Origin of the sequence: Pseudomonas sp. BN417, assembly GCF_029871205.1 — a bacterium.
Taxonomy (GTDB): domain Bacteria; phylum Pseudomonadota; class Gammaproteobacteria; order Pseudomonadales; family Pseudomonadaceae; genus Metapseudomonas.
Genome location: NZ_SSOJ01000053.1, coordinates 1 through 21,505, shown reverse-complemented (window position 1 = coordinate 21,505; position 21,505 = coordinate 1). Strand labels below are relative to the sequence as shown.

Below are 21,505 nucleotides of genomic sequence, written 5' to 3'. Positions count from 1 at the left end.
ACCATCGGTCACGTTGACCATGGCAAGACCACTCTGACTGCTGCTCTGACCAAGGTCTGCTCCGAGACCTGGGGCGGTTCCGCTCGTGCGTTCGACCAGATCGACAACGCGCCGGAAGAGAAGGCTCGCGGTATCACCATCAACACTTCCCACGTTGAGTACGATTCCGCCGTTCGTCACTACGCTCACGTTGACTGCCCCGGTCACGCTGACTACGTGAAGAACATGATCACCGGTGCTGCCCAGATGGACGGCGCGATCCTGGTTTGCTCCGCTGCTGACGGCCCCATGCCGCAGACCCGCGAGCACATCCTGCTGTCCCGTCAGGTAGGCGTTCCTTACATTGTCGTGTTCCTGAACAAGGCCGACATGGTTGACGACGCTGAGCTGCTGGAACTGGTCGAGATGGAAGTTCGCGACCTGCTGAACACCTACGACTTCCCGGGCGACGACACTCCGATCATCATTGGTTCCGCTCTGATGGCCCTGGAAGGCAAGGACGACAACGAAATCGGCGTTTCCGCCGTTCGTAAGCTGGTTGAAACCCTGGACTCCTACATTCCGGAGCCGGTGCGTGCCATCGATCAGCCGTTCCTGCTGCCGATCGAAGACGTGTTCTCCATTTCCGGTCGCGGCACCGTGGTTACCGGTCGTGTTGAGCGTGGCATCGTCAAGGTTCAGGAAGAAGTCGAGATCGTCGGCATTCGTGCGACCACCAAGACCACCTGCACCGGCGTTGAAATGTTCCGCAAGCTGCTCGACGAAGGTCGCGCTGGTGAGAACGTTGGCGTCCTGCTGCGCGGCACCAAGCGTGACGACGTAGAGCGTGGCCAGGTTCTGGCCAAGCCGGGCACCATCAAGCCGCACACCAAGTTCGAGTGCGAAGTGTACGTGCTGTCCAAGGAAGAGGGTGGTCGTCACACTCCGTTCTTCAAGGGCTACCGTCCGCAGTTCTACTTCCGTACCACTGACGTGACCGGTAACTGCGAACTGCCGGAAGGCGTTGAGATGGTAATGCCGGGCGACAACATCAAGATGGTTGTCACCCTGATCGCCCCGATCGCCATGGAAGACGGCCTGCGCTTCGCGATTCGCGAAGGCGGCCGTACCGTAGGCGCCGGCGTGGTTGCCAAGATCATCGAGTAATCGAAGATCTCGCTACAAAAGGAAGGGCCCTTCGGGGCCCTTTTCTTTTGGTTGGTCAAAAGTTGACACCTATCGGGCGCATCCGTACAATCACGCCTCCTTTTAACGGGCGTAGTCCGTCCGTTGGGGAAAGCAGAGATAGAGTCTGAGGTCAAAATGCAAAACCAACAAATCCGTATTCGGTTGAAGGCTTTTGACCATCGCCTGATCGATCAATCCACCCAGGAAATCGTGGAAACCGCGAAACGTACTGGTGCTCAGGTGCGTGGTCCTATTCCTCTGCCTACTCGCAAAGAGCGGTACACCGTTCTGGTCTCCCCGCACGTCAACAAAGACGCGCGCGATCAGTACGAAATTCGTACCCACAAGCGTGTTCTGGACATCGTCCAGCCGACGGATAAAACCGTCGATGCGCTGATGAAGCTCGACCTTGCGGCAGGCGTGGAAGTGCAGATCAGCCTCGGCTAATAACCTTCGGGTTTTAGTCGTGTAACGCTCTGAAATGGGCGGCCATAGCGGGTGAAAGCCCCGTACACTCATGAGGTTTACAACATGACTATTGGTGTAGTCGGTCGTAAGTGCGGCATGACCCGCATTTTCACCGAAGAAGGTGTCTCCATTCCGGTTACGGTCATCGAGATCGAGCCGAATCGTGTGACCCAATTCAAAAGCGAAGAGAGCGATGGCTATCGCGCTGTACAGGTAACTGTCGGCGAGCGTCGTGCCTCTCGTGTGACCAAGGCGCAAGCCGGTCACTTCGCCAAGGCGAGCGTAGCTGCTGGTCGCGGTGTCTGGGAATTCCGTCTTGAAGAAGGCGAGTACCAGGCCGGTGATCAACTGACTGCCGAGCTTTTCCAGGCTGGCCAGCTGGTAGACGTTACCGGTCAGTCCAAAGGTAAAGGCTACGCCGGTACCATCAAGCGCTGGAATTTCCGTGGTCAAGACAATACCCACGGTAACTCCGTTTCCCACCGCGCCCCGGGTTCTATTGGCCAGTGCCAGACTCCTGGTCGTGTCTTCAAGGGCAAGAAAATGTCCGGTCATCTGGGCGCTGAGCGCGTGACCGTGCAGTCCCTGGAAGTTGTGCGTGTCGATGCAGAACGCAATCTGCTGCTGGTAAAAGGTGCCGTTCCTGGCGCTACCGGTGGTGATGTGGTTGTGCGTCCGGCAGCCAAGGCTCGCGGTTAAGAGGGGAAGCTGAGATGCAATTGAATGTAAATGGCGCTCAGGCTATCGAAGTCAGCGAGCGCACTTTTGGCGGTGAGTTCAACGAGACCCTGGTTCACCAGGCTGTCGTCGCCTACATGGCCGGTGGCCGTCAGGGCACTCGCGCGCAGAAGACCCGTTCCGAAGTTTCCGGTGGTGGCAAGAAGCCGTGGCGTCAGAAGGGCACTGGCCGTGCTCGTGCTGGCACCATTCGCAGCCCCATCTGGCGCTCCGGTGGTACCACCTTCGCTGCCAAGCCGCAGGATCACTCCCAGAAGCTCAACAAGAAGATGTACCGCGCTGCCATGCGCTCCATCCTCTCCGAGCTCGTTCGTCAAGAGCGCCTGGTTGTGGTTGAAGACTTCGCTGTCGATGCACCTAAAACCAAGACTCTGCTGGGCAAGCTGAACGGCCTGGGCCTGACCGACGTGCTGATCGTTTCCGATGCCGTCGACCAGAACCTGTACCTTGCTGCTCGCAACCTGCCGCACGTTGATGTTCGTGATGTGCAGGGTTCCGACCCGGTCAGCCTGATCGCCTACGACAAGGTGCTGATCACCGTGTCCGCCGTGAAGAAATTCGAGGAGCTGCTGGCATGAACCAGGAACGCGTATTCAAGGTGCTGGTTGGTCCGCACGTCTCCGAGAAGGCCACCATGCTGGCAGACAGCAAGGGCCAGTTCGTTTTCAAGGTTGCCACTGATGCAACCAAGCTGGAAATCAAGAAGGCCGTAGAAAGCCTGTTCAGCGTGAAAGTCGCTCGCGTCACCACCCTCAATGTGAAGGGCAAGACCAAGCGTACCGTTCGCGGTCTGGGCAAGCGTAACGACTGGAAAAAAGCGTACATCGCTCTCCAGCCGGGCCAAGATCTCGATTTCGCCAGCAGCGCTGAGTAAAGGGGTGCATCATGGCAATCGTTAAATGCAAACCGACCTCCGCTGGCCGCCGTTTCGTGGTCAAGGTGGTCAACCAGGAGCTGCACAAAGGCGCTCCCTACGCACCGCTGGTCGAGAAAAAATCGAAGTCCGGTGGTCGTAACAACAACGGCCGCATCACCACCCGCCACATCGGCGGTGGGCACAAGCAGCACTATCGTCTGGTCGACTTCCGTCGCAACAAGGATGGCATCCCTGCCACCGTTGAGCGTATCGAATACGATCCGAACCGTACTGCTCACATCGCTCTGCTGAAGTACGCCGATGGCGAGCGTCGCTACATCATCGCGCCGAAAGGCGTGAGCGCTGGCGACCAGCTGATCTCGGGCGTCAACGCACCGATCAAGGCCGGTAACACCCTGCCGCTGCGCAACATCCCGGTTGGTAGCACCATTCACGGCATCGAACTCAAGCCTGGCAAGGGTGCGCAAATCGCCCGTTCCGCTGGCGCTTCCGTTCAGCTGGTTGCCCGTGAAGGCGCCTACGTGACCCTGCGTCTGCGCTCCGGCGAGATGCGCAAAGTCCTGGCTGAGTGCCGTGCGACCCTGGGCGAAGTCTCGAACTCCGAGCACAGCCTGCGTTCGCTGGGTAAAGCTGGTGCCAAGCGCTGGCGTGGTGTTCGCCCGACCGTTCGCGGCGTGGCGATGAACCCGGTAGACCACCCGCATGGTGGTGGTGAAGGTCGTACCTCTGGTGGCCGTCATCCGGTGTCTCCGTGGGGCTTCCCGACCAAGGGTGCGAAGACCCGCGCGAACAAGCGCACCGACAACATGATCGTCCGTCGCCGTAAATAACTGAGGATACGACAGTGCCGCGTTCTCTGAAAAAAGGTCCTTTTATCGATCTTCACCTACTGAAGAAGATCGAAGTGGCGGTGGAAAAAAACGATCGCAAGCCGGTGAAAACCTGGTCGCGTCGCTCCATCGTACTGCCGCAAATGGTCGGTCTGACCATCGCCGTGCATAACGGTCGTCAACATGTCCCGGTTCTCGTGAACGAAGACATGGTCGGCCACAAACTGGGCGAGTTCGCCGCTACCCGCACCTATCGCGGGCACGCTGCGGACAAGAAAGCCAAGCGTTAAGGGGTAAGGAACGATGGAAGTAGCCGCTAAGTTGTCGGGCGCTCGAATCTCCGCCCAGAAAGCCCGCTTGGTCGCCGACCAGATCCGCGGGAAGAAGGTGGGCGAAGCGCTCAACCTCCTGACTTTCAGCAGCAAGAAAGCCGCTGAAATCATGAAAAAAGTGCTCGAATCGGCCGTGGCCAACGCTGAGCACAACGAAGGCGCAGACGTGGATGACCTGAAGGTTTCCACTGTTTTCGTCAACGAAGGGCGTTCGCTGAAGCGCATCATGCCGCGTGCCAAAGGCCGTGCTGATCGCATCGTCAAGCGGTCTTGCCATATCACTGTCAAGGTTGCGGACAAGTAACGGAGTCGATCAGATGGGTCAGAAAGTACATCCCACTGGCATTCGCCTGGGCATCGTCAAGGAGCACACCTCCGTTTGGTACGCAGATAAGCGCACTTATGCCGATTATCTGTTTGCCGACCTGAAGGTGCGTGAGTACCTCCAAGACAAACTAAAAAGCGCGTCCGTAAGCCGTATCGATATTCATCGTCCGGCTCAAACCGCACGCATCACCATCCACACCGCTCGTCCCGGCATCGTGATCGGCAAGAAAGGTGAAGATGTTGAGAAGCTGCGTCAGGACCTGACCAAGCAAATGGGTGTGCCGGTGCACATCAACATCGAAGAGATCCGCAAGCCGGAGCTCGACGGTATGCTGGTTGCGCAGAGCGTAGCTCAGCAGCTGGAGCGTCGCGTGATGTTCCGTCGCGCCATGAAGCGCGCTGTACAGAACGCCATGCGCATTGGTGCCAAGGGCATCAAGATCCAGGTAAGCGGTCGTCTTGGTGGCGCTGAAATCGCCCGTACCGAATGGTATCGCGAAGGTCGTGTGCCCCTGCACACCCTGCGCGCCGACATCGACTACGCAACCTACGAAGCGCACACCACCTACGGTGTGATCGGTGTGAAGGTTTGGATCTTCAAGGGTGAGGTCATTGGTGGCCGCCAGGAAGAGCTGAAACCGCAAGCGCCCGCTCCTCGTAAAAAAGCTGCTAAGTAAGGGGTACGCCAAATGCTGCAACCAAAGCGTACGAAGTTCCGCAAGCAGATGACCGGCCACAACCGTGGTCTGGCTCAGCGCGGTAGCAAGGTCAGCTTCGGCGAGTTCGCGCTGAAGGCTACTGGCCGTGGTCGTCTCACTGCCCGCCAGATCGAGGCTGCACGTCGTGCCCTCACCCGTCACGTGAAACGTGGCGGCAAGATCTGGATCCGTGTGTTCCCGGATAAACCCGTTACCAAGAAGCCCCTCGAAGTTCGTATGGGTAAAGGTAAGGGTGGCGTCGAGTACTGGGTAGCCCAGATTCAACCGGGCAAGGTCCTGTACGAGATCGAGGGTGTTTCCGAAGAGCTGGCGCGTGAGGCATTCGCCCTGGCTGCTGCAAAGCTGCCGCTCGCCACCTCCTTTGTTAAGCGGACGGTGATGTGATGAAAGCGAATGAACTTCGTGAAAAATCCGTACAGCAGCTGAACGAGCAACTGCTCGGCCTGCTGCGCGACCAGTTCAATCTGCGCATGCAGAAAGCAACTGGCCAGTTGGGGCAGTCTCACCTGCTCTCGCAAGTGAAGCGCGACATCGCTCGCGTGAAAACTGTGCTCAACCAGCAAGCAGGTAAGTAATCATGGCTGAAGCTCAGAAAACCGTCCGCACGCTGACCGGCCGTGTCGTCAGCGACAAGATGGACAAGACCATCACCGTTCTGATCGAGCGTCGCGTAAAGCACCCGATCTACGGTAAATACGTGAAGCGTTCGACCAAACTGCACGCCCACGACGAAACCAACCAGTGCCGCATCGGCGACAAGGTCACCATTCGTGAGACCCGTCCGCTGGCCAAGACCAAGTCCTGGGCACTGGTGGAAGTCGTCGAACGTGCCGTGGAAGTCTAAGGACTAAGGGTCGGAGAAAGATATGATTCAGACTCAATCCATGCTCGACGTCGCTGACAACAGCGGTGCTCGTCGCGTTATGTGCATCAAGGTCCTTGGTGGTTCGCACCGTCGCTACGCCGGCATCGGCGACATCATCAAAGTGACCGTGAAAGAAGCGATTCCGCGCGGCAAGGTGAAGAAAGGCCAGGTAATGACCGCTGTTGTGGTTCGTACCAAGCACGGCGTTCGTCGCCCTGACGGCTCGATCATCCGCTTCGACGGCAACGCCGCCGTCCTGCTGAACAACAAGCAGGAGCCGATCGGCACCCGTATCTTCGGGCCCGTGACCCGTGAACTGCGTTCCGAGAAGTTCATGAAGATCGTCTCGCTCGCCCCCGAAGTGCTGTAAGGAGAAGCCGTCATGCAAAAGATTCGTCGTGACGACGAGATCATCGTCATCGCCGGCAAGGACAAGGGCAAGCGTGGCAAGGTGCTCAAGGTTCTCGAGGACAGCCGTGTGCTGGTCAGCGGGATCAACCTGATCAAGCGCCACACCAAGCCGAACCCCATGGCCGGTGTCCAGGGCGGTATCGTCGAGCGGGAGGCGCCCCTGCACCTCTCCAACGTTGCCATCTTCAATGCCGAAACCAACAAGGCTGATCGCGTTGGTTTCAAGGTAGAAGAAGGTAAGAAAATTCGTGTCTTCAAGTCGACCCAGAAACCGGTTGATGCTTGAGAACTGCTAGGTAGATAACCATGGCACGACTGAAAGAGATTTACCGGAAAGAAATCGCGCCGAAGCTGAAGGAAGAACTTCAGCTCGCCAACGTGATGGAAACTCCGCGCATCACCAAGATCACCCTGAACATGGGTCTGGGCGAAGCCATCGGCGACAAGAAAGTCATCGAGAGCGCCGTAGCCGACCTGGAAAAGATCACCGGCCAGAAAGCCGTCGTGACCTACGCCCGCAAATCCATTGCAGGCTTCAAGGTTCGCGAAGGTTGGCCGATCGGCGTCAAGGTCACCCTGCGCCGTGATCGCATGTACGAGTTCCTGGATCGTCTGCTGTCCATCTCCCTGCCGCGCGTGCGTGACTTCCGCGGCCTGAATGCCAAGTCCTTCGACGGTCGTGGCAACTACAGCATGGGCGTGAAAGAGCAGATCATCTTCCCGGAAATCGATTACGACAAAATCGATGCGCTGCGCGGTCTGGACATCACCCTGACCACCACCGCCCGTACGGATGATGAAGGTCGCGCCCTGCTGCGCGCCTTCAAATTCCCGTTCCGCAACTGATTGGAGTAGGAAAATGGCCAAAACCAGCATGAAGAACCGTGAGCTGAAGCGTCAGCAAACGGTTGCTAAGTTCGCTAAGAAGCGCGCTGAGCTGAAAGCTACCATTGCCAACCCGAACTCCACTCCGGAAGCGCGTTGGGAAGCCCAGGTAGCTCTGCAGAAGCAGCCCCGTGACGCCAGCGCCTCGCGCCTGCGTAACCGCTGCCGCATCACCGGTCGTCCGCACGGCGTTTACCGCAAGTTCGGCCTCGGCCGTAACAAGCTGCGTGAAGCTGCCATGCGCGGTGATGTGCCCGGCCTGGTGAAAGCCAGCTGGTAATGATCGTCGGTTAGGCCGGCTCCGGTCGGCCAAGCCCAGGTCATCAGAATCAAGCCCCTTTTGGGGCTTGATTCGTTTCTGGAGTATCTCTAGAATGTCCGGCTCGCCCGGGCCTGGCATCAGTCCGTCCATTGCCCGCGCGCGTGACTCTAGCCGCAAGGCTATTTCTTTTTGTATCAGGAGCATCTAGCCCATGAGTATGCAGGACCCGTTAGCGGACATGCTAACTCGTATCCGTAATGCCCAGATGGCTGAAAAGTCTGTCGTAAGCATGCCGTCCTCCAAGCTGAAGGTGGCAGTGGCCGACGTTCTGAAGAACGAAGGTTACATCACGGGATACCAAGTCAGCAGCGACATCAAGCCTCTGCTGTCCATCGAGCTGAAGTACTTCGAAGGCCGTCCGGTCATCGAGGAGCTGAAGCGCGTAAGTCGTCCTGGCCTGCGCCAGTACAAGTCCGTCGATCAGCTGCCGAAAGTACGTGGCGGCCTGGGCGTATCGATCGTTTCCACCAACAAAGGTGTGATGACTGATCGTGCTGCTCGCGCTGCTGGTGTTGGTGGCGAAGTGCTTTGCACTGTGTTCTAAGGGGGGTTGAAAGCATGTCTCGCGTTGCTAAGAACCCCGTCAAGCTGCCCGCTGGCGTCGAAGTCAAGATCGCTGGTCAGCAGCTCTCGGTGAAGGGTGCCAAGGGCGCTCTCGAACTGAAAGTGCATCCGTCCGTGGAAGTTCTGGAAGAATCCGGTGAGCTGCGTTTCGCTGCTCGCAACGGCGACCAGCAGAACCGCGCCATGGCCGGTACCACCCGTGCGTTGGTCAACAACATGGTGATCGGCGTCAGCCAGGGCTTCGAGCGCAAGCTCCAGCTGGTCGGCGTTGGTTACAAGGCTCAAGCCAAAGGTCAAACGCTGTCCCTGGCTCTCGGCTTCTCGCATCCGGTGGATTACGAACTGCCGCAAGGCATCACCGCTGAAACCCCCAGCCAGACCGATATCCTGATCAAGGGCATCGACAAGCAGCTGGTCGGTCAGGTGGCGGCTGAGATTCGCGACTTCCGTCCGCCGGAGCCTTACAAAGGCAAGGGTGTACGTTACGCCGACGAAGTCGTCCGTCGTAAAGAAGCTAAGAAGAAGTAGGGCATAGCAAATGAGCGTAAAGAAAGAAACTCGTCTGCGTCGCGCTCGCAAGGCACGCCTGAAAATGCGCGAGCTGGAAGCCGTACGCCTCTGCGTGTACCGCTCTTCCCAGCACATCTACGCCCAGGTCATTTCGGCCGACGGCGCCACGGTCCTGGCCAGCGCCTCGACCCTGGACAAAGAACTGCGTGACGGCGCCACCGGCAACGTCGACGCGGCCAAGAAGGTTGGTCAGCTGGTTGCCGAGCGCGCGAAAGCCGCTGGCGTCACTCAGGTGGCATTCGATCGTTCTGGCTTCAAGTACCACGGCCGCGTCAAGGCGCTGGCTGATGCTGCTCGTGAAGGCGGGCTGGAGTTCTAAGTTATGGCAAATAACGAGCAAAAGCGCGACGAAGGCTACATCGAGAAGCTGGTCCAGGTTAATCGCGTTGCCAAAACCGTAAAAGGTGGTCGTATCTTCACCTTCACCGCGCTGACCGTTGTCGGCGACGGCAAGGGCCGCGTCGGCTTCGGCCGTGGCAAGTCCCGTGAAGTGCCTGCGGCCATCCAGAAGGCGATGGAAGCGGCTCGCCGCAACATGATCCAGGTGGATCTGGACGGCACCACCCTGCAGTACCCGATCAAGTCCGCCCATGGCGCCTCCAAGGTGTTCATGCAGCCGGCTTCCGAAGGTACCGGTATCATCGCCGGCGGCGCCATGCGTGCCGTTCTGGAAGTGGCCGGTGTGCAGAACGTTCTGGCCAAGTGCTACGGTTCCACCAATCCGGTGAACGTGGTTTACGCCACTTTCAAGGGTCTGAAGAACATGCAGTCCCCTGAGTCGGTTGCGGCCAAGCGTGGTAAGAGCGTCGAGGAGATTCTCTAATCATGGCAACTGTCAAAGTGACGCTGATCAAGAGCGTTAACGGCCGTCTGGCTAACCACAAGGCTTGCGTCAAGGGTCTCGGCCTGCGTCGCATTGGTCACACCGTAGAAGTTCAGGACACTCCTGAGAACCGCGGCATGATCAACAAGGCTTACTACCTTCTGCGTGTCGAGGGTTAATCCATGAAACTGAACGATCTGCGTTCCGCGCCGGGTGCCCGTCGCGAGAAGCACCGTCCGGGCCGTGGTATCGGTAGCGGTCTTGGTAAGACCGGCGGCCGTGGCCACAAAGGTCTGACCTCCCGCTCCGGCGGCAAGGTTGCTCCGGGCTTCGAAGGCGGCCAGCAGCCGCTGCACCGTCGTCTGCCGAAGTTCGGCTTCGTTTCCCTGAAAGCCATGGATCGCGCCGAAGTGCGCACTTCCGAACTGGCCAAGGTGGAAGGCGATGTCGTCACTCTGCAGGCTCTGAAGGATGCCAACGTGATTAACCAGAACGTACAGCGTGTGAAAATCATGCTGTCGGGCGACGTTACTCGCGCGGTCACCCTGAAAGGTATCGCCGCCACCAAAGGTGCGCGCGCGGCTATCGAAGCAGCTGGCGGCAAGTTCGAGGACTAAATGGCTAAGCAAGGTGCTCTCTCCGCGCTCAGCAATGGCGGGTTGTCCGAGCTCTGGGCTCGACTGCGTTTCCTGTTCCTGGCGATCATCGTCTACCGGATCGGCGCGCACATCCCAGTGCCCGGCATCAACCCTGACCGGCTGGCCGAGCTGTTCCGGCAGAACGAGGGGACCATTCTTAGCCTGTTCAACATGTTTTCCGGCGGTGCGCTGGAGCGCATGAGTATCTTTGCACTGGGGATCATGCCGTACATCTCGGCATCGATCATCATGCAGCTCATGACCGCGATCAGCCCGCAGCTGGAGCAGTTGAAGAAGGAAGGTGAAGCTGGCCGTCGCAAGATCAGCCAGTACACCCGCTACGGCACTGTAGCCCTGGCACTGGTCCAGGCCATCGGCATGTCCGTTGGTCTGGCCAGTCAGGGCGTCGCTTTCTCGACTGATTTCGGCTTCTACTTCGTGGCTGTCACCACCTTCGTGGCTGGTGCGATGTTCATGATGTGGCTGGGCGAGCAGATCACTGAGCGCGGTGTCGGCAACGGTATCTCGATGCTGATTTTTGCTGGCATCGTGGCCGGTCTGCCGAGGGCGATCGGGCAGTCCTTCGAGTCTGCTCGTCAGGGTGATATCAACATCTTTGCCCTGGTTGCCATCGGTCTGCTGGCAGTAGCGATCATCGGTTTCGTGGTGTTCATCGAGCGTGGTCAGCGTCGCATTGCGGTGCACTACGCCAAGCGTCAGCAGGGCCGCAAGGTCTTCGCTGCGCAGACTAGCCACCTGCCGTTGAAGGTGAACATGGCCGGCGTTATTCCGGCTATTTTCGCCAGCAGCATTTTGCTGTTCCCGGCCTCTCTCGGCGCCTGGTTCGGCCAGTCTGAAAGCATGGGCTGGCTGCAGGACGTCGCACAGGCTATCGCTCCTGGTCAGCCGTTGAACATTCTGCTGTTTAGTGCAGGGATCATTTTCTTCTGCTTCTTCTACACAGCGCTGATGTTCAACCCGAAAGACGTGGCGGAGAACCTGAAGAAGTCCGGTGCCTTTATTCCGGGCATCCGTCCGGGCGAGCAGTCCGCACGCTATATCGATGGCGTACTGACCCGCTTGACCATGTTCGGTGCTCTGTACATGACGGCTGTTTGCCTGCTGCCCCAGTTCCTTGTGGTTGCAGCCAACGTACCGTTCTACCTTGGCGGGACCTCGTTGCTGATCGTTGTTGTGGTTGTGATGGACTTTATGGCCCAAGTACAATCCCACCTCGTTTCACACCAGTACGAATCCCTGATGAAGAAAGCCAACCTGAAGGGCTACGGCAGCGGCATGCTCCGCTGACCCGGTTCCGTAAGGTTCTAGGAGTTACTGATGAAAGTTCGTGCATCGGTGAAAAAGCTGTGCCGCAACTGCAAGATCATCCGCCGCGAAGGTATCGTTCGCGTGATCTGCAGCGCGGAACCGCGTCACAAGCAGCGCCAAGGCTGAGTGTGATTCACGCGTTATGAACCCGGCAGCTAGTGCGCTGCCGGGTTGATTATTCGTTTCTACAGCGCTAATATCGCGCGCCCTTTTCTTGGCTTCCGGGGCGTAGGTAGCTGTCAACTGGAGTTTCACTGAATGGCCCGTATTGCAGGCGTCAACATTCCAGATAACAAGCACACTGTTATCTCGCTGACCTACATCTACGGTGTTGGTCGCACCACTGCGCAGAACATCTGCGCTGTCACCGGCGTAAACCCGGCGGCAAAGATCAAGGATCTCTCTGACGAGCAGATCGAACAGCTGCGTGGCGAAGTCGCGAAGCTCACCACTGAAGGTGACCTGCGTCGCGAAATCAACATGAACATCAAGCGTCTGATGGACCTGGGCTGCTACCGCGGTCTGCGTCACCGTCGCGGTCTGCCGGTTCATGGCCAGCGCACCAAGACCAACGCGCGTACCCGTAAGGGCCCGCGTAAGCCGATCCGCAAGTAATTGCGCCCGCGAATCGACAGGAATTAAGTCATGGCTAAGCCTGCTGCTCGTCCTCGTAAGAAAGTCAAAAAGACAGTGGTGGATGGGATCGCCCATATCCACGCTTCTTTCAACAACACCATCGTGACCATTACCGACCGTCAAGGTAACGCCCTGTCCTGGGCAACCTCCGGTGGTTCCGGTTTCCGCGGCTCCCGTAAGAGCACCCCGTTCGCTGCCCAGGTTGCAGCCGAGCGTGCCGGCCAGGCAGCTCTGGAATACGGCCTGAAGAACCTTGACGTGAACGTCAAGGGCCCGGGTCCGGGTCGCGAATCCGCTGTGCGTGCACTGAACGCCTGCGGCTACAAGATCGCCAGCATCACCGACGTGACGCCTATCCCGCATAACGGGTGCCGTCCGCCGAAGAAGCGTCGCGTGTAATAGGAGACAGTGAGAAATGGCTCGTTACATTGGTCCCAAGTGCAAACTGTCCCGTCGTGAAGGTACCGACCTCTTCCTGAAGAGTGGTGCTCGCGCGCTCGAATCCAAGTGCAACATCGAATCCGCTCCTGGCCAGCACGGTGCCCGTCGTGGCCGTCTGTCCGACTACGGCACCCAGCTGCGTGAAAAGCAGAAAGTGCGCCGTATCTACGGTGTCCTGGAGCGCCAGTTCGGTAACTACTACAAAGAAGCTGCCAGCCGCAAAGGCGCTACCGGCGAAAACCTGCTGCAACTCCTCGAGTGCCGCCTGGACAACGTCGTGTACCGCATGGGCTTCGGCGCTACTCGTTCCGAGTCCCGTCAGCTGGTTTCCCACAAGGCCATCAGCGTGAACGGTCAGACCGTGAACGTTCCGTCCTACCAGGTCAAAGCTGGTGATGTGGTTGCCGTTCGCGAGAAGTCGAAGAACCAACTGCGTATCTCCCAAGCCCTCGAACTGTGCGGTCAGCGTGGCCGTGTGGAGTGGGTTGAGGTGGACGCAGAGAAGAAGTCCGGCGTGTTCAAGAGCGTGCCGGCTCGCAGCGATCTGTCCGCCGACATCAACGAAAACCTGATTGTCGAGCTCTACTCCAAGTAAGGGCTAGAAAATAGGTGCATCCATGCAGAGTTCGGTAAATGAGTTCCTGACCCCCCGCCACATTGATGTGCAGGTGGTCAGTCCGACCCGCGCCAAGATCACGCTCGAGCCTCTCGAGCGTGGTTTCGGCCATACCCTGGGCAACGCGCTGCGTCGTATCCTGTTGTCCTCAATGCCTGGCTGTGCAGTAGTCGAGGCCGAAATCGACGGCGTACTCCATGAGTACAGTGCCATCGAGGGTGTTCAGGAAGATGTCATCGAGATCCTCCTGAACCTCAAAGGCCTGGCTGTGAAGCTGCACGGCCGTGACGAAGTAACGCTGAACCTTTCCAAGAAAGGTTCGGGCGTGGTCACTGCTGCCGATATTCAGCTGGATCATGATGTCGAAATCGTCAACGGCGACCACGTGATCGCCAACCTGGCGGATAACGGCGCGCTGAACATGAAGCTCAAGGTGTCCCGTGGTCGTGGCTATGAGCCCGCCGACGCGCGCCAGAGCGACGAAGACGAGAGCCGCAGCATTGGTCGTCTGCAGCTCGACTCCTCGTTCAGCCCCGTCCGCCGTGTTGCTTACGTGGTTGAAAACGCCCGTGTCGAGCAGCGCACCAACCTGGACAAGCTGGTCATCGATCTGGAAACCAACGGTACCCTGGACCCTGAAGAGGCCATCCGTCGTGCCGCTACCATCCTGCAACAGCAGCTGGCAGCGTTCGTCGACCTCAAGGGCGACAGCGAGCCGGTAGTAGTCGAGCAGGAAGACGAGATCGATCCGATCCTGCTGCGCCCGGTTGATGATCTTGAGCTGACCGTACGCTCGGCCAACTGCCTGAAGGCGGAGAACATCTATTACATCGGTGACCTGATCCAGCGCACCGAAGTAGAGCTGTTGAAGACTCCGAACCTGGGCAAGAAGTCCCTGACCGAGATCAAGGACGTCCTGGCCTCCCGTGGTCTGTCCCTCGGCATGCGCCTCGACAACTGGCCGCCGGCAAGTCTTAAGAAGGACGACAAGGCGACTGCCTGATCGTCGTAATCACCGAACGTGAGTTTGGTAAGGAATTAAACCATGCGTCATCGTAAAAGTGGCCGTCACCTCAGCCGCACCAGCGCACACCGCAAGGCCATGTTCCAGAACATGGCGGTGTCGCTGTTCGAGCACGAACTGATCAAAACCACCCTGCCCAAGGCCAAGGAACTGCGTCGCGTTGCCGAGCCGCTGATCACCCTGGCCAAGGAAGACAGCGTAGCCAACCGCCGTCTGGCCTTCGACCGTACCCGTTCGAAAGCCATCGTTGGCAAGCTGTTCAACGACCTGGGCAAGCGCTACGCCAACCGTCAGGGCGGCTACCTGCGCATCCTGAAGTGCGGTTTCCGCGCTGGCGACAACGCTCCCATGGCTTACGTCGAACTGGTTGACCGTCCGGTCGCTGGTGAAGTCGAAGCTGCTGCCGAGTAAGTCGGTTGCATGAAAGACCGGGCCTTGTGCCCGGTTTTTTTATGGCTGAAAGATTAGGAAATTTCTATTGCTCTTCTTCCTTTAATAAATTGGCTATCTTTTTTGGTCGGCTCGATACTCCTCGCTACCCGGTAATCCGGGTCTAAAACGCCTAGATGGAGATCGAGCATGAGCCAGAAACCAACCCTCACCACCAGTGCTGGCAACCCGGTTGCGGACAACCAGAATTCTCTTAGCGCCGGCCCGCGTGGCCCGCTGTTGATGCAGGACTACCAGCTGATCGAGAAGCTGGCCCACCAGAACCGCGAGCGCATTCCCGAGCGCGTCGTGCATGCCAAGGGCTGGGGCGCCTTCGGCACCCTGACCATCACCAACGACATTTCCCGATACAGCAAGGCTCCGTTGTTTGGTGCAGTCGGCAAGCAGACCGAAGTACTGGCGCGATTTTCCACTGTCGCCGGCGAACTGGGCGCCGCCGATGCCGAGCGCGATGTGCGTGGTTTCGCCTTGAAGTTCTATACCGAGCAGGGCAACTGGGATCTGGTGGGTAACAACACCCCCGTATTCTTCATCCGTGACCCATTGAAGTTTCCGGACTTCATCCACACCCAGAAGCGCCACCCGAAGACCAACCTGCGCTCCAACACCGCCGCCTGGGACTTCTGGTCGCTGTCGCCGGAGAGTCTGCACCAGGTCACCATCCTGATGTCCGACCGCGGGTTGCCGACCGACGTACGCCACATCAACGGCTACGGTTCGCACACCTATAGCCTGATCAACGCGGCCAACGAGCGCACCTGGGTGAAGTTCCACTTCAAGACCCTGCAGGGTCACAAGCACTGGGCCAATGCCGAGGCGGCCGACGTGGTGGGCCGCAGCCGCGAATCCACCCAGGAAGACCTGTTCTACAGCATCGAGAATGGCGACTTCCCGAAATGGCGCTTCTGCATCCAGGTAATGACCGAAGAGCAGGCGCGGCAAACCAGCTTCAACCCGTTCGACCTGACCAAGGTCTGGCCCCATGGTGAGTTCCCGCTGATCGAAGTGGGCGTCCTGGAGCTGAACCGCAACCCGGAGAACTACTTCGCCGAGATCGAGCAGGCTGCCTTCTCGCCTTCGAATGTCATTCCCGGCGTCGGCCATTCGCCGGACAAGATGCTCCAGGCCCGGGTGTTCAGCTATGCCGACGCGCATCGCTACCGCCTGGGTACCCACTACGAGGCGCTGCCGGTGAACGCGCCGAAGAGTCCGGTGCACCACTACCACAAGGACGGGGCGATGCGCTTTTTCGCCAACAACCCGAACCCGGATGCCTACTACGAGCCGAATTCCTTCAATGGTCCGGCGCAGTCGGCCGAGTACGCCGAGCCGCCGCTGCCCATCGAGGGCGCCGGTGACCGCTATGACCACCGCGAAGGCAACGACGACTACAGTCAGCCGCGGGCCCTGTTCGAGCTATTCGACGCCGGCCAGAAGCAGCGCCTGTTCGAAAACATCGCCGCGGCGATGGCGGGGGTGCCGGAGTTCATCGTCGAGCGTCAGTTGGGGCACTTCGACAAGGTGCACCCAGATTACGGCAACGGCGTTCGGGCCGCGCTGGAGGCGGCGAAGTAAGGGCTCCTCGCAGGATGGGGGGGCGGCGCTCCGCTGAGCAATGCGATACCCATCCGACGGGACCGCTGAAACCCAAAAAAGAAAGGCCGGGCATCACTGCCCGGCCTTTTCCTTTGTGCCGGATCAGGCCCGGTCGCGCTCCAGCAATGGCTTGAGGAAGTGCCCGGTGTGAGACTGCGGCATCTCAGCCACTTCCTCGGGCGTGCCGGTGGCGATGATCTGGCCGCCCTTGGAACCGCCTTCAGGGCCCAGGTCCACCAGCCAGTCGGCCGTCTTGATCACATCGAGATTGTGCTCGATCACCACCACTGTATTGCCGTGGTCGCGCAGGCGGTGCAGCACGTCCAGCAGTTGCTGGATATCCGCGAAGTGCAGGCCGGTGGTGGGTTCGTCGAGGATGTACAGGGTTTTGCCGGTATCGCGCTTGGACAGCTCGCGGGACAGTTTCACCCGCTGCGCCTCGCCGCCCGACAGGGTGGTAGCCGATTGCCCCAGGCGGATATAGGACAGGCCCACGTCCATCAGGGTCTGCAGTTTGCGGGCGATGGCCGGTACCGCGTCGAAGAATCCACGGGCTTCTTCGATGGTCATCTCCAGCACCTCGTGGATGCTCTTGCCCTTGTAGCGGATCTCCAGGGTTTCGCGGTTGTAGCGCTTGCCCTTGCAGACGTCGCAGGGGACGTAGATGTCCGGCAGGAAGTGCATCTCCACCTTGATCACGCCATCGCCCTGGCAGGCTTCGCAGCGGCCACCCTTCACGTTGAACGAGAAGCGCCCGGGGCCGTAGCCGCGCGAGCGGGATTCCGGCACGCCGGAGAACAGCTCGCGGATGGGGGTGAACAGCCCGGTGTAGGTGGCCGGGTTGGAGCGCGGCGTGCGGCCGATGGGGCTCTGGTCGATGTCCACCACCTTGTCCAGGTGTTGCAGGCCGTCGAAGCTGTCGTGGGACGCGGCTTCCAGCGAGGTGGCGCCGTTGAGCGCGGTAGCGGTGATCGGGAACAGCGTGTTGTTGATCAGGGTCGACTTGCCCGAACCGGATACCCCGGTCACGCAGGTCAACAGGCCCACCGGGATCTCCAGGTTCACCTGCTGCAGGTTGTTGCCGCTGGCGCCCTTGAGCTTGAGCGACTTCTTCTTGTCGCGCGGCGTGCGCTGAGGCGGCACTTCGATCTTCACCCGGCCGGAAAGGTACTTGCCGGTGAGTGAGTCGGGGTGCGCCATGACCTCGCCGGGGGTGCCTTCGGCGACGATCCGGCCGCCATGTACGCCGGCGCCGGGGCCGATGTCCACCACATAGTCGGCGAGGCGGATGGCATCTTCGTCGTGCTCCACCACTATCACCGTGTTGCCCAGGTTGCGCAGGTGGGTGAGGGTGGCTAGCAGGCGTTCGTTGTCCCGCTGGTGCAGGCCGATGGAGGGCTCGTCGAGGATGTACATCACGCCTACCAGGCCGGCGCCGATCTGGCTGGCCAGGCGGATGCGCTGGGCCTCGCCGCCGGACAGGGTGTCGGCGCTGCGGTCGAGGGTCAGGTAGTCGAGGCCGACATTGACCAGGAATTGCAGGCGCTCGCGGATCTCCTTGAGGATCTTCTCGGCGATCTCGCCGCGCCGCCCGGTCAGGCTCAGGCCGCCGAAGTATTCGGAGGCGTCGCCAACCGGCAGGTTGGTGACCGCCGGCAGGGTCTTGTCGCCCACCCAGACGTGGCGCGCCTCGCGGCGCAGTCGGGTGCCGCGGCAATCGGGGCAGGGCTGGGTGCTGAGGAACTTGGCCAGTTCCTCGCGCACGGTGGCCGATTCGGTCTCGCGGTAGCGCCGCTCGAGGTTCGGGATGATGCCCTCGAAGGGGTGCGAGCGCTTGACGATGTCACCGCGGTCATTGAGGTAGCGGAAGTCCACGTCCTCGCGGCCGCTGCCGAAGAGGATCGCCTTCTGGTGCTCGGCGGACAGGTCGTCGAAGGGTTTTTCCAGGCTGAAGCCGTAATGCGCGGCGAGCGAGCCGAGCATCTGGAAGTAGTAGACGTTGCGCCTGTCCCAGCCGCGGATGGCGCCCTCGGCCAGAGTCAATTCGCCGTTGACCAGGCGCTTGGCGTCGAAGAACTGCTTCACCCCCAGGCCATCGCAGGTGGGGCAGGCGCCGGCCGGGTTGTTGAAGGAGAACAGCTTGGGCTCCAGCTCGCTGATGGAGTGGCCGCAATGGGGGCAGGCGAAGCGCGCGGAGAAGATGATCTCATCGCCTGGCTCGTCATCCATGGGCGCCACCAGGGCGATGCCGTCGGCCAGGTTGATCGCTGTCTCGAAGGATTCCGCCAGGCGCTGCTGCAGGTCTTCGCGGACTTTGAATCGGTCCACCACGACGTCAATGGAGTGCTTCTTCTGCTTGTCCAGCTTGGGCAGTTCGTCCAGCTCGTAGAGTCTGCCGTTCACACGGGCGCGAACAAAGCCCTGGGCGCGCAGCTCCTCGAACACCGCCAGGTGCTCGCCCTTGCGTTCGCGGACCACCGGCGCCAGCAGCATCAGCTTGCGGCCCTCGGGCAGCGCCAGCACCTGGTCGACCATCTGGCTGACGGTCTGGGCTTCCAGCGGCACATCGTGGTCCGGGCAGCGTGGTGTCCCCACGCGGGCGTAGAGCAGGCGCAGGTAGTCGTAGATCTCGGTGATTGTGCCGACCGTGGAGCGGGGGTTATGGGACGTGGACTTCTGCTCGATGGAAATCGCCGGCGACAGGCCTTCGATGGTGTCCACATCCGGCTTTTCCATCATCGACAGGAATTGCCGGGCGTAGGCCGACAGTGATTCCACGTAACGGCGCTGGCCCTCGGCATAGAGGGTGTCGAAGGCCAGCGATGACTTGCCGGAGCCGGACAGGCCGGTGATGACGATCAGCTTGTCGCGGGGTAGGGTGAGGTCGATGTTCTTCAGGTTGTGGGTGCGGGCCCCACGTATCAGGATCTTGTCCACAACGGCCTCACTTGGCGGTCGGAAACCCGCGATTATACGGCTCGCCGGGCGGACGCGGCAAAGCGTCACGGATGTGCCGCAAACAGCCGGGACTGCTAGAATGCGCGTCATTTTTCGGGCACCGGCGACAGCCGGGCACCCAGGACCGGGTGACCAGCCAGGCAGGGGCGCATGACGCAGGCCCCGATCGTTTCCCCTTGAGGCACCTATGCACGACCTCCATTCGGAACGCATGAGCGGTAGCGAAACGCGCGCTGCCAGCGGCTTGGCCCTGGTGTTCGCCTTCCGCATGCTCGGCATGTTCATGGTATTGCCGGTGCTGGCCACCTACGGGCAGGACCTGGCCGGCGCGACTCCCGCCTTGATCGGCCTGGCTATCGGCGCCTACGGCCTGACCCAGGCCGTGCTGCAGATTCCCTTCGGTGTCATCTCCGACCGCGTCGGCCGATTGCCGGTGATCTATATCGGCCTGCTGATCTTCGCTGCAGGCGCGGCCCTGGCGGCCAATGCCGACTCCATCTGGGGCGTGATCGCCGGCCGCGTCCTGCAGGGCGCCGGCGCCATCTCCGCGGCGGTCATGGCGCTGCTCTCGGACCTCACCCGCGAACAGCACCGCACCAAGGCCATGGCCATGATCGGCATGAGCATCGGCGTGTCCTTCGCCGTGGCCATGGTGGTCGGCCCGCTGCTGACCCGCGCCTTCGGCCTCTCAGGATTGTTTTGGGCCACCGCCATCATGGCCCTGGTGGGGATGCTGGTCATCGCCGTCATGGTGCCGCGTGCGGCCCATCCGCTGCACCACCGCGAATCCGAGGTAGCGCGCCAGGCGCTGCTGCCCACCCTCAAGCACCCGGACCTGCTGCGCCTGGACTTCGGCATCCTCGCCCTGCACGCCATCCTCATGGCCAGCTTCGTCGCCCTGCCGCTGGCCCTGGTGGAGAACGGCGGCCTGCCCAAGGAGGAACACTGGTGGGTCTACCTCACCGCGCTGTTGGTGGGCTTCTTCGGCATGGTCCCCTTCATCATCTACGGCGAGAAAAAGCGTCAGATGAAGCGGGTGTTGACCGGCGCCGTCGCCGTCCTGTGTGCCTGCGAGCTGTTTTTCTGGCAGTTCGGCAACAGCCTGCGGACGCTGGTGTTCGGCGCCATCGTCTTCTTCACGGCCTTCAACCTGCTGGAAGCCTCCCTGCCGTCGCTGATCAGCAAGGTCGCCCCGGCGGGCGGCAAGGGCACGGCAATGGGCGTCTACTCCACCAGCCAGTTCCTCGGCGCGGCGGTGGGTGGCATCCTCGGCGGCTGGATGTTCCAGCATGGCGGCCTGTCGACGGTGTTCGTCGGGTGTGCGGTGCTCTGTGCGATTTGGTTGGCCATTGCTGTTACTATGCGTGAACCTCCGTACGTAACCAGCCTGCGCCTTCCGCTCAGCGCAGCGGCTGTGGCCGATACCGGGCTGGTTGCGCGTTTGCTGGCATCGCCCGGAGTGGCGGATGCCGTCGTGGTGGCCGAAGAGGCGGCCATCTATATCAAAGTGGATACCGAACAATTGGACCGCACGTCCCTGGAGCGCCTGGTCGATCCGGCTCCCGAACGTGCTGAAGCCTAGGAGAACGTCATGGCCCGTGGGGTTAACAAAGTCATTCTGGTTGGTAACGTCGGTGGTGATCCGGAAACCCGCTACCTGCCCAACGGCAACGCGGTGACCAACGTCACCCTGGCCACCAGCGAAAGCTGGAAGGACAAGCAGACCGGCCAGCAGCAGGAACGTACCGAATGGCACCGCGTGGTGTTCTTCGGCCGTCTCGCCGAGATCGCCGGCGAGTACCTGCGCAAGGGATCGCAGGTCTACGTCGAAGGCTCCCTGCGTACCCGCGAGTGGGAGAAGGACGGCGTGAAGCGCTACACCACCGAGATCGTGGTCGACATCAATGGCCAGATGCAGC

The 21,505-nt window shown here is 60.3% G+C and carries 33 protein-coding genes; 32 read left to right on the top strand and 1 reads right to left on the bottom strand.

What is annotated here, in order from left to right; all coding sequences use genetic code 11:
• From tuf to E8F11_RS05030, 30 genes are all read left to right on the top strand, one after another.
• Nucleotides 1-1,146, top strand: a 1,146-nt coding sequence (gene tuf, locus E8F11_RS05175; protein ID WP_280287726.1) for an elongation factor Tu, incomplete at its 5' end; no start/stop codon positions are given.
• Between the two features lie 156 nt (nucleotides 1,147-1,302).
• Complete coding sequence (rpsJ, locus tag E8F11_RS05170; protein WP_003463313.1) at nucleotides 1,303-1,614, top strand: 30S ribosomal protein S10; 312 nt, start codon at nucleotides 1,303-1,305, stop codon at nucleotides 1,612-1,614.
• Between the two features lie 84 nt (nucleotides 1,615-1,698).
• Nucleotides 1,699-2,334 (top strand): 50S ribosomal protein L3, encoded by a 636-nt coding sequence (gene rplC, locus E8F11_RS05165; protein WP_028629289.1) that lies wholly within the window; start codon nucleotides 1,699-1,701, stop codon nucleotides 2,332-2,334.
• Nucleotides 2,335-2,348: 14 nt separating this feature from the next.
• A complete protein-coding gene (gene rplD, locus E8F11_RS05160) occupies nucleotides 2,349-2,951 on the top strand; it encodes a 50S ribosomal protein L4 (RefSeq protein ID WP_280287725.1) in 603 nt (200 codons plus the stop codon).
• Nucleotides 2,948-3,247 (top strand): 50S ribosomal protein L23, encoded by a 300-nt coding sequence (gene rplW / locus E8F11_RS05155; protein WP_028629287.1) that lies wholly within the window; start codon nucleotides 2,948-2,950, stop codon nucleotides 3,245-3,247. Before rplD ends, rplW begins: the two co-directional genes overlap by 4 nt.
• Before the next feature lie 11 nt (nucleotides 3,248-3,258).
• Nucleotides 3,259-4,080 (top strand): 50S ribosomal protein L2, encoded by an 822-nt coding sequence (gene rplB / locus E8F11_RS05150; protein ID WP_179061896.1) that lies wholly within the window; start codon nucleotides 3,259-3,261, stop codon nucleotides 4,078-4,080.
• Nucleotides 4,081-4,094: 14 nt separating this feature from the next.
• Nucleotides 4,095-4,370, top strand: coding sequence for a 30S ribosomal protein S19 (rpsS, locus tag E8F11_RS05145; RefSeq protein ID WP_016490535.1), 276 nt, complete (start codon nucleotides 4,095-4,097; stop codon nucleotides 4,368-4,370).
• Nucleotides 4,371-4,383: 13 nt separating this feature from the next.
• Nucleotides 4,384-4,716, top strand: coding sequence for a 50S ribosomal protein L22 (gene rplV, locus E8F11_RS05140; RefSeq protein ID WP_007161246.1), 333 nt, complete (start codon nucleotides 4,384-4,386; stop codon nucleotides 4,714-4,716).
• A 13-nt stretch (nucleotides 4,717-4,729) separates the two neighbouring features.
• Nucleotides 4,730-5,416 (top strand): 30S ribosomal protein S3, encoded by a 687-nt coding sequence (gene rpsC, locus E8F11_RS05135; RefSeq protein ID WP_016490536.1) that lies wholly within the window; start codon nucleotides 4,730-4,732, stop codon nucleotides 5,414-5,416.
• A gap of 12 nt (nucleotides 5,417-5,428) precedes the next feature.
• The gene (gene rplP / locus E8F11_RS05130; RefSeq protein WP_016490537.1) at nucleotides 5,429-5,842 is read left to right on the top strand and encodes a 50S ribosomal protein L16; all 414 of its coding nucleotides are present in this window, start codon (nucleotides 5,429-5,431) and stop codon (nucleotides 5,840-5,842) included.
• Nucleotides 5,842-6,033: a 50S ribosomal protein L29 gene (rpmC, locus tag E8F11_RS05125; RefSeq protein ID WP_016490538.1), complete on the top strand. Its 192-nt coding sequence runs from the start codon at nucleotides 5,842-5,844 to the stop codon at nucleotides 6,031-6,033. Before rplP ends, rpmC begins: the two co-directional genes overlap by 1 nt.
• A gap of 2 nt (nucleotides 6,034-6,035) precedes the next feature.
• Complete coding sequence (gene rpsQ, locus E8F11_RS05120; protein ID WP_021219597.1) at nucleotides 6,036-6,302, top strand: 30S ribosomal protein S17; 267 nt, start codon at nucleotides 6,036-6,038, stop codon at nucleotides 6,300-6,302.
• Between the two features lie 22 nt (nucleotides 6,303-6,324).
• Nucleotides 6,325-6,693 carry a 50S ribosomal protein L14 gene (gene rplN, locus E8F11_RS05115; RefSeq protein ID WP_003448734.1) on the top strand — a complete coding sequence of 123 codons (369 nt, stop codon included), beginning with the start codon at nucleotides 6,325-6,327 and terminating at the stop codon, nucleotides 6,691-6,693.
• A gap of 12 nt (nucleotides 6,694-6,705) precedes the next feature.
• A complete protein-coding gene (gene rplX, locus E8F11_RS05110) occupies nucleotides 6,706-7,020 on the top strand; it encodes a 50S ribosomal protein L24 (protein WP_280287724.1) in 315 nt (104 codons plus the stop codon).
• A 20-nt stretch (nucleotides 7,021-7,040) separates the two neighbouring features.
• Nucleotides 7,041-7,580: a 50S ribosomal protein L5 gene (rplE, locus tag E8F11_RS05105; RefSeq protein WP_280287723.1), complete on the top strand. Its 540-nt coding sequence runs from the start codon at nucleotides 7,041-7,043 to the stop codon at nucleotides 7,578-7,580.
• 13 nt (nucleotides 7,581-7,593) lie between these two features.
• On the top strand, nucleotides 7,594-7,899 hold the full coding sequence (gene rpsN / locus E8F11_RS05100) for a 30S ribosomal protein S14 (RefSeq protein ID WP_280287722.1): 306 nt from the start codon (nucleotides 7,594-7,596) through the stop codon (nucleotides 7,897-7,899).
• A 193-nt stretch (nucleotides 7,900-8,092) separates the two neighbouring features.
• Nucleotides 8,093-8,485: a 30S ribosomal protein S8 gene (gene rpsH / locus E8F11_RS05095; RefSeq protein ID WP_271410433.1), complete on the top strand. Its 393-nt coding sequence runs from the start codon at nucleotides 8,093-8,095 to the stop codon at nucleotides 8,483-8,485.
• A 14-nt stretch (nucleotides 8,486-8,499) separates the two neighbouring features.
• Nucleotides 8,500-9,033 (top strand): 50S ribosomal protein L6, encoded by a 534-nt coding sequence (gene rplF, locus E8F11_RS05090; protein ID WP_028629281.1) that lies wholly within the window; start codon nucleotides 8,500-8,502, stop codon nucleotides 9,031-9,033.
• Between the two features lie 10 nt (nucleotides 9,034-9,043).
• Nucleotides 9,044-9,394, top strand: a complete 351-nt coding sequence (gene rplR / locus E8F11_RS05085; RefSeq protein WP_179061895.1) for a 50S ribosomal protein L18 — start codon at nucleotides 9,044-9,046, stop codon at nucleotides 9,392-9,394.
• A 3-nt stretch (nucleotides 9,395-9,397) separates the two neighbouring features.
• Nucleotides 9,398-9,898 carry a 30S ribosomal protein S5 gene (gene rpsE, locus E8F11_RS05080; protein WP_003448746.1) on the top strand — a complete coding sequence of 167 codons (501 nt, stop codon included), beginning with the start codon at nucleotides 9,398-9,400 and terminating at the stop codon, nucleotides 9,896-9,898.
• A gap of 2 nt (nucleotides 9,899-9,900) precedes the next feature.
• Complete coding sequence (gene rpmD, locus E8F11_RS05075; RefSeq protein WP_016490545.1) at nucleotides 9,901-10,077, top strand: 50S ribosomal protein L30; 177 nt, start codon at nucleotides 9,901-9,903, stop codon at nucleotides 10,075-10,077.
• A 3-nt stretch (nucleotides 10,078-10,080) separates the two neighbouring features.
• On the top strand, nucleotides 10,081-10,515 hold the full coding sequence (gene rplO, locus E8F11_RS05070) for a 50S ribosomal protein L15 (RefSeq protein WP_280287721.1): 435 nt from the start codon (nucleotides 10,081-10,083) through the stop codon (nucleotides 10,513-10,515).
• The gene (gene secY / locus E8F11_RS05065) at nucleotides 10,516-11,844 is read left to right on the top strand and encodes a preprotein translocase subunit SecY (protein ID WP_280287720.1); all 1,329 of its coding nucleotides are present in this window, start codon (nucleotides 10,516-10,518) and stop codon (nucleotides 11,842-11,844) included.
• Between the two features lie 30 nt (nucleotides 11,845-11,874).
• Nucleotides 11,875-11,991, top strand: coding sequence for a 50S ribosomal protein L36 (rpmJ, locus tag E8F11_RS05060; protein WP_011531897.1), 117 nt, complete (start codon nucleotides 11,875-11,877; stop codon nucleotides 11,989-11,991).
• Nucleotides 11,992-12,123: 132 nt separating this feature from the next.
• The gene (gene rpsM, locus E8F11_RS05055; RefSeq protein ID WP_028629276.1) at nucleotides 12,124-12,480 is read left to right on the top strand and encodes a 30S ribosomal protein S13; all 357 of its coding nucleotides are present in this window, start codon (nucleotides 12,124-12,126) and stop codon (nucleotides 12,478-12,480) included.
• Between the two features lie 30 nt (nucleotides 12,481-12,510).
• On the top strand, nucleotides 12,511-12,900 hold the full coding sequence (rpsK, locus tag E8F11_RS05050; RefSeq protein WP_003093689.1) for a 30S ribosomal protein S11: 390 nt from the start codon (nucleotides 12,511-12,513) through the stop codon (nucleotides 12,898-12,900).
• Between the two features lie 16 nt (nucleotides 12,901-12,916).
• Nucleotides 12,917-13,537 (top strand): 30S ribosomal protein S4, encoded by a 621-nt coding sequence (rpsD, locus tag E8F11_RS05045; RefSeq protein ID WP_280287719.1) that lies wholly within the window; start codon nucleotides 12,917-12,919, stop codon nucleotides 13,535-13,537.
• Nucleotides 13,538-13,559: 22 nt separating this feature from the next.
• Nucleotides 13,560-14,561, top strand: a complete 1,002-nt coding sequence (rpoA, locus tag E8F11_RS05040) for a DNA-directed RNA polymerase subunit alpha (RefSeq protein ID WP_280287718.1) — start codon at nucleotides 13,560-13,562, stop codon at nucleotides 14,559-14,561.
• 42 nt (nucleotides 14,562-14,603) lie between these two features.
• Nucleotides 14,604-14,993, top strand: coding sequence for a 50S ribosomal protein L17 (rplQ, locus tag E8F11_RS05035; RefSeq protein ID WP_016490551.1), 390 nt, complete (start codon nucleotides 14,604-14,606; stop codon nucleotides 14,991-14,993).
• Between the two features lie 168 nt (nucleotides 14,994-15,161).
• Nucleotides 15,162-16,607 (top strand): catalase, encoded by a 1,446-nt coding sequence (locus tag E8F11_RS05030; RefSeq protein ID WP_280287717.1) that lies wholly within the window; start codon nucleotides 15,162-15,164, stop codon nucleotides 16,605-16,607.
• A 123-nt stretch (nucleotides 16,608-16,730) separates the two neighbouring features.
• On the opposite strand, the gene uvrA is transcribed toward E8F11_RS05030, so the two are convergent.
• Nucleotides 16,731-19,565 carry an excinuclease ABC subunit UvrA gene (gene uvrA, locus E8F11_RS05025; RefSeq protein ID WP_280287716.1) on the bottom strand — a complete coding sequence of 945 codons (2,835 nt, stop codon included), beginning with the start codon at nucleotides 19,563-19,565 and terminating at the stop codon, nucleotides 16,731-16,733.
• Nucleotides 19,566-19,773: 208 nt separating this feature from the next.
• Here uvrA and E8F11_RS05020 point away from each other — a divergent pair, with 208 nt between their 5' ends.
• Nucleotides 19,774-21,168 (top strand): MFS transporter, encoded by a 1,395-nt coding sequence (locus E8F11_RS05020; protein WP_280287715.1) that lies wholly within the window; start codon nucleotides 19,774-19,776, stop codon nucleotides 21,166-21,168.
• A gap of 9 nt (nucleotides 21,169-21,177) precedes the next feature.
• Nucleotides 21,178-21,505 (top strand): single-stranded DNA-binding protein (ssb, locus tag E8F11_RS05015; protein ID WP_280287714.1); only part of this gene is annotated, 328 nt, incomplete at its 3' end.

What these genes read in the sequence shown, in the direction of transcription:
- rplW (WP_028629287.1), top strand. Translation starts at nt 2,948, where the DNA reads ATGAACCAGGAACGCGTATTCAAGGTGCTGGTTGGTCCGCACGTCTCC.
- rplR (WP_179061895.1), top strand. Translation starts at nt 9,044, where the DNA reads ATGAGCGTAAAGAAAGAAACTCGTCTGCGTCGCGCTCGCAAGGCACGC.
- rpsQ (WP_021219597.1), top strand. Translation starts at nt 6,036, where the DNA reads ATGGCTGAAGCTCAGAAAACCGTCCGCACGCTGACCGGCCGTGTCGTC.
- rpsC (WP_016490536.1), top strand. Translation starts at nt 4,730, where the DNA reads ATGGGTCAGAAAGTACATCCCACTGGCATTCGCCTGGGCATCGTCAAG.
- rpsM (WP_028629276.1), top strand. Translation starts at nt 12,124, where the DNA reads ATGGCCCGTATTGCAGGCGTCAACATTCCAGATAACAAGCACACTGTT.
- rpsD (WP_280287719.1), top strand. Translation starts at nt 12,917, where the DNA reads ATGGCTCGTTACATTGGTCCCAAGTGCAAACTGTCCCGTCGTGAAGGT.
- rplB (WP_179061896.1), top strand. Translation starts at nt 3,259, where the DNA reads ATGGCAATCGTTAAATGCAAACCGACCTCCGCTGGCCGCCGTTTCGTG.
- rplC (WP_028629289.1), top strand. Translation starts at nt 1,699, where the DNA reads ATGACTATTGGTGTAGTCGGTCGTAAGTGCGGCATGACCCGCATTTTC.
- secY (WP_280287720.1), top strand. Translation starts at nt 10,516, where the DNA reads ATGGCTAAGCAAGGTGCTCTCTCCGCGCTCAGCAATGGCGGGTTGTCC.
- rpsE (WP_003448746.1), top strand. Translation starts at nt 9,398, where the DNA reads ATGGCAAATAACGAGCAAAAGCGCGACGAAGGCTACATCGAGAAGCTG.
- rplO (WP_280287721.1), top strand. Translation starts at nt 10,081, where the DNA reads ATGAAACTGAACGATCTGCGTTCCGCGCCGGGTGCCCGTCGCGAGAAG.
- rpsJ (WP_003463313.1), top strand. Translation starts at nt 1,303, where the DNA reads ATGCAAAACCAACAAATCCGTATTCGGTTGAAGGCTTTTGACCATCGC.
- rplD (WP_280287725.1), top strand. Translation starts at nt 2,349, where the DNA reads ATGCAATTGAATGTAAATGGCGCTCAGGCTATCGAAGTCAGCGAGCGC.
- rplX (WP_280287724.1), top strand. Translation starts at nt 6,706, where the DNA reads ATGCAAAAGATTCGTCGTGACGACGAGATCATCGTCATCGCCGGCAAG.
- rplV (WP_007161246.1), top strand. Translation starts at nt 4,384, where the DNA reads ATGGAAGTAGCCGCTAAGTTGTCGGGCGCTCGAATCTCCGCCCAGAAA.
- rplQ (WP_016490551.1), top strand. Translation starts at nt 14,604, where the DNA reads ATGCGTCATCGTAAAAGTGGCCGTCACCTCAGCCGCACCAGCGCACAC.
- rpmC (WP_016490538.1), top strand. Translation starts at nt 5,842, where the DNA reads ATGAAAGCGAATGAACTTCGTGAAAAATCCGTACAGCAGCTGAACGAG.
- rpmJ (WP_011531897.1), top strand. Translation starts at nt 11,875, where the DNA reads ATGAAAGTTCGTGCATCGGTGAAAAAGCTGTGCCGCAACTGCAAGATC.
- rplP (WP_016490537.1), top strand. Translation starts at nt 5,429, where the DNA reads ATGCTGCAACCAAAGCGTACGAAGTTCCGCAAGCAGATGACCGGCCAC.
- rpoA (WP_280287718.1), top strand. Translation starts at nt 13,560, where the DNA reads ATGCAGAGTTCGGTAAATGAGTTCCTGACCCCCCGCCACATTGATGTG.
- E8F11_RS05020 (WP_280287715.1), top strand. Translation starts at nt 19,774, where the DNA reads ATGCACGACCTCCATTCGGAACGCATGAGCGGTAGCGAAACGCGCGCT.
- rpsH (WP_271410433.1), top strand. Translation starts at nt 8,093, where the DNA reads ATGAGTATGCAGGACCCGTTAGCGGACATGCTAACTCGTATCCGTAAT.
- E8F11_RS05030 (WP_280287717.1), top strand. Translation starts at nt 15,162, where the DNA reads ATGAGCCAGAAACCAACCCTCACCACCAGTGCTGGCAACCCGGTTGCG.
- rplE (WP_280287723.1), top strand. Translation starts at nt 7,041, where the DNA reads ATGGCACGACTGAAAGAGATTTACCGGAAAGAAATCGCGCCGAAGCTG.
- rplN (WP_003448734.1), top strand. Translation starts at nt 6,325, where the DNA reads ATGATTCAGACTCAATCCATGCTCGACGTCGCTGACAACAGCGGTGCT.
- rpmD (WP_016490545.1), top strand. Translation starts at nt 9,901, where the DNA reads ATGGCAACTGTCAAAGTGACGCTGATCAAGAGCGTTAACGGCCGTCTG.
- rplF (WP_028629281.1), top strand. Translation starts at nt 8,500, where the DNA reads ATGTCTCGCGTTGCTAAGAACCCCGTCAAGCTGCCCGCTGGCGTCGAA.
- rpsK (WP_003093689.1), top strand. Translation starts at nt 12,511, where the DNA reads ATGGCTAAGCCTGCTGCTCGTCCTCGTAAGAAAGTCAAAAAGACAGTG.
- rpsN (WP_280287722.1), top strand. Translation starts at nt 7,594, where the DNA reads ATGGCCAAAACCAGCATGAAGAACCGTGAGCTGAAGCGTCAGCAAACG.